The 3,078-nt window shown below is 63.6% G+C and carries 2 protein-coding genes; both read left to right on the plus strand.

Annotated elements, in window-relative coordinates:
- Positions 1-1,422, plus strand: a 1,422-nt coding sequence (locus WEA77_RS09390) for an autotransporter assembly complex family protein (RefSeq protein ID WP_368067614.1), incomplete at its 5' end; no start/stop codon positions are given.
- A partial coding sequence (locus tag WEA77_RS09395) for a hypothetical protein (RefSeq protein ID WP_368067615.1) occupies positions 1,422-3,078 on the plus strand: 1,657 nt, incomplete at its 3' end. The genes WEA77_RS09390 and WEA77_RS09395, both read left to right, overlap by 1 nt.

Raw genomic sequence — 3,078 nt, forward strand, 5'->3', positions numbered from 1 at the left:
GCCGGTCGCGGCGACATTGTGCCGGAAGCGGCGCTCCGGCTGGAAAAGGAACTTGAAAATCTTCCGCAAGGCTCTGTTGCGCGGACCCGGAACATCGAAGCTATGGATGATAGCCTCGTCCTGCAGCTGCGCCGTCAGGGATATGCGTTTGCCCGCAGCGAAGGCATAGACATGCTCGCCTCGCGCGAAGAAGCAGATGTTGAGCTGACCTTCCTGCTGGTGCCAGGTCCCCGCGTATCTCTCGGCGCGCTCGTGCTCGAGAATTCCAATGCGCGCAGCGAAAAGATGGTCCGCACCCTGAAGACATGGTCGGATGGATCGCTATACACCCCTTCGTTCATCGACCGGCTGCGTACCCGTCTTCGCGCCACGGGCCTCTACGAAGGTATCGGCGTTACCATTTCTGAAACGCCTGGCCCGGACGGTCTTCACACGGTTTCAGTCACGCTCGTCGAAGGCAAACCACGCACCATCGGGGCCGGCGTCACCGCCTCGACCACCGAAGGCGTTGGTGTCGATGCCTATTGGGACCGCCGCAATCTGACCGGCCGGGCCGACCGTATCCGGATCGGAACCAGGGTTGCCACGCTAGCACAGGACCTCACCGCCACATACGAAAGGCCAAATATCGGCCGATATGGACGGACCCTGTCGCTGGAAACCGGCGTTCGCGCTGAGCAGACTGACGCCTACGACCTTGAAGGCATAAGCATAGGCGCTGCATTGGCGCAGCCTTTCTCCCGCGAGCTGACTATATCGGCCGGGTCGAAGGTGGACGTGACCCGGACGGTGGATGAACGCGTGCGCATTGTCGGCGGCATCGAGCGCGAGCAGGTTACCCTGTCTTTCCCCCTCACCGCAAACTACTCCGATGTCGGCGACCCGCTCGATCCGCAATCCGGCTTCCGGTTCTTTGCTGGCGCCGAAGCCGGCATTTCATTTGGCGACAAGACCCCTGGCTATACGCGGTTACAGCTCTCCGGCGCCACCTACCGGGCCATCGCCAACGATGTGATCGCCGCCGTCCGTGCCGAGTACGGCACGTTCCTTGGCTCCGACGCTGTTGCGCCTGACCGCCTGTTCTTTGCCGGTGGCGGCGGTACGGTGCGCGGCTACGAATATCAGAGCCTTTCGCCGCGCAATGCGTTCGGTGACCTCGTCGGAGGCCGTAATCTCTTCTCTGCCTCGGCGGAACTGCGCTGGCGCGCCTCCGAACGTTTCGGCTATGCGGTCTTCTCGGACGTGGGCGCGGCCAGCGACAGTCCGGATGACGTCTTCTCCGATGCCGCCGCGTCGGTCGGTTTCGGCATCCGGTATTATCCGGGCTTCGGCCCGATCCGTCTTGACCTCGCGACCCCGCTCAACCGGCGTGACGGTGAGGCGCCGGTGCAGGTCTACATTTCCATCGGGCAGGCCTTCTGATGCGGGGCGTCCTCAACCCACTGGCCCTGGCACGCCGCCGGCCCTTTTCGGCTGTGCTGGCAGCCATCCTTCTGGCATTGGTCCTGCTCGTCCTGTTCCTGCGCAGCTGGATCAGCTCCGAAACGGGCCGCGATTTCGTGATCTCGCAGATCGATGGCCGTGACGTAGGCGGTTATGGTCGCTTGAGTATCCGAAAGCTCGAAGGTGATCCGCTTTCGGACTTCTCCGTTGGCTCAATCGAGATCCGCGACGATTCCGGTGTCTGGCTTTCGGCGGAGGCGGCGCATCTTTCCTGGTCGCCGCTGCAGCTTCTGTCGCGCACTGTAGATCTCAAGGCGCTTTCGATTGCTGAAGTGAATGTGCTCCGGCGTCCGGTGCGTGAGCCGCAGCCTGCAACCGACAGCAAGTCGTGGGAAGTGCGCCTCGGCAAGGCGGCGATCGACCGCCTGTTTCTGGCTGAGGGCGTGGCTGGTCCGGAATCGGCCTCTGCCATCACCGCCCGCTTCCTGAACGCGCGTGACCGCTCGATAGACGCACAGTTGCAGATTTCCCCGCTGGAGGGCGCCGGCGACCGCATAGATGCACGCATCCGCCGTGACCGGAGTTCAGAGTTCAATCTCGAGCTTGAGGGTGTTGCCCCCGCCGGCGGTGTCTTTGCGCATCTCCTTCGCCTCCCGGAGGGCGCTTCAGCTGTCGTCTCGGCGACCGCCGCCGGCAATCTCGATAATGGCCGCGGCGAAGCGCGCCTGACCGTGGATGGCAGCGACAAACTGTTTGCCTCGGGCAAGATCGAAGATGGGGCCGTGGATGCCAGCCTACGCGTCGACGCCAGCGCGCTTCCCATTCGGGCAGATGTTGCCACCTTCCTCGGGCCCAGGGCCGAGGCGGACCTGACCGCAACGTTCGAGAAGAACGCGTTGACATTCAACCTCGTCAGCCGGTTGGCTGCAGGCACCATTGACCTTGCCGGCAAATCCCGCGCGGACCGGATTGAACTTACCGAGCCTGCGCGTGTAACAGCCAATCTCGCGGCGCTCGCTCCCTTCTGGGACGCGCCGCGCCTGATCCAGCTTGACGGCACCCTTGAACAGATTGGCGCTGGCCTGCGGTATACCGGCGAGACGCGGCTCGAAGTTCGCCCGGACGCTGGCCTGCCGTTTGAAGCCGTGGCGGGACCTTTAACGATCAGTCTCGAAGGCGGACGCCTTCCATTCAGCGGAGATGTAACGGTCTACAAGGTGCTCGCCCGGAATGCCGAAGCGTCCCGCATCCTTGGTGAAGAAGTGCGTGTCTCCGGCAATGGCGTATTCGACTTCGCCGCCCGCCGCCTGCTCGTCGACGCGGCCGAGATCACCCACAAGACCGGCAATGCCCAGCTCCTTGGCGAGGCTGGCTTTGCCGAAGGTACCCTGAACGTTTCTGGCAAGCTGACCCAATCGATCGCCGCCCTGCCCGGCGGTTTCGGCGGCACCGCCTCCGGCTTCTTACAGGCCAAGGGCGACCTTCGGGACTTCGATCTCGGCCTCAATCTGAACCTCGCCAGCCTGACCACCAGCTTTGATGACCTCAAGCCGCTGGTCGATGGCAGTGGCATTGCGCGCGGCATGCTACGCATACGTCCTGAAGCCGGCGACATTCGCCGCCTCGACTTCCGCC

The sequence above is a fragment of the Hyphomonas sp. genome (assembly GCF_040882205.1).
GTDB lineage: Bacteria > Pseudomonadota > Alphaproteobacteria > Caulobacterales > Hyphomonadaceae > Hyphomonas.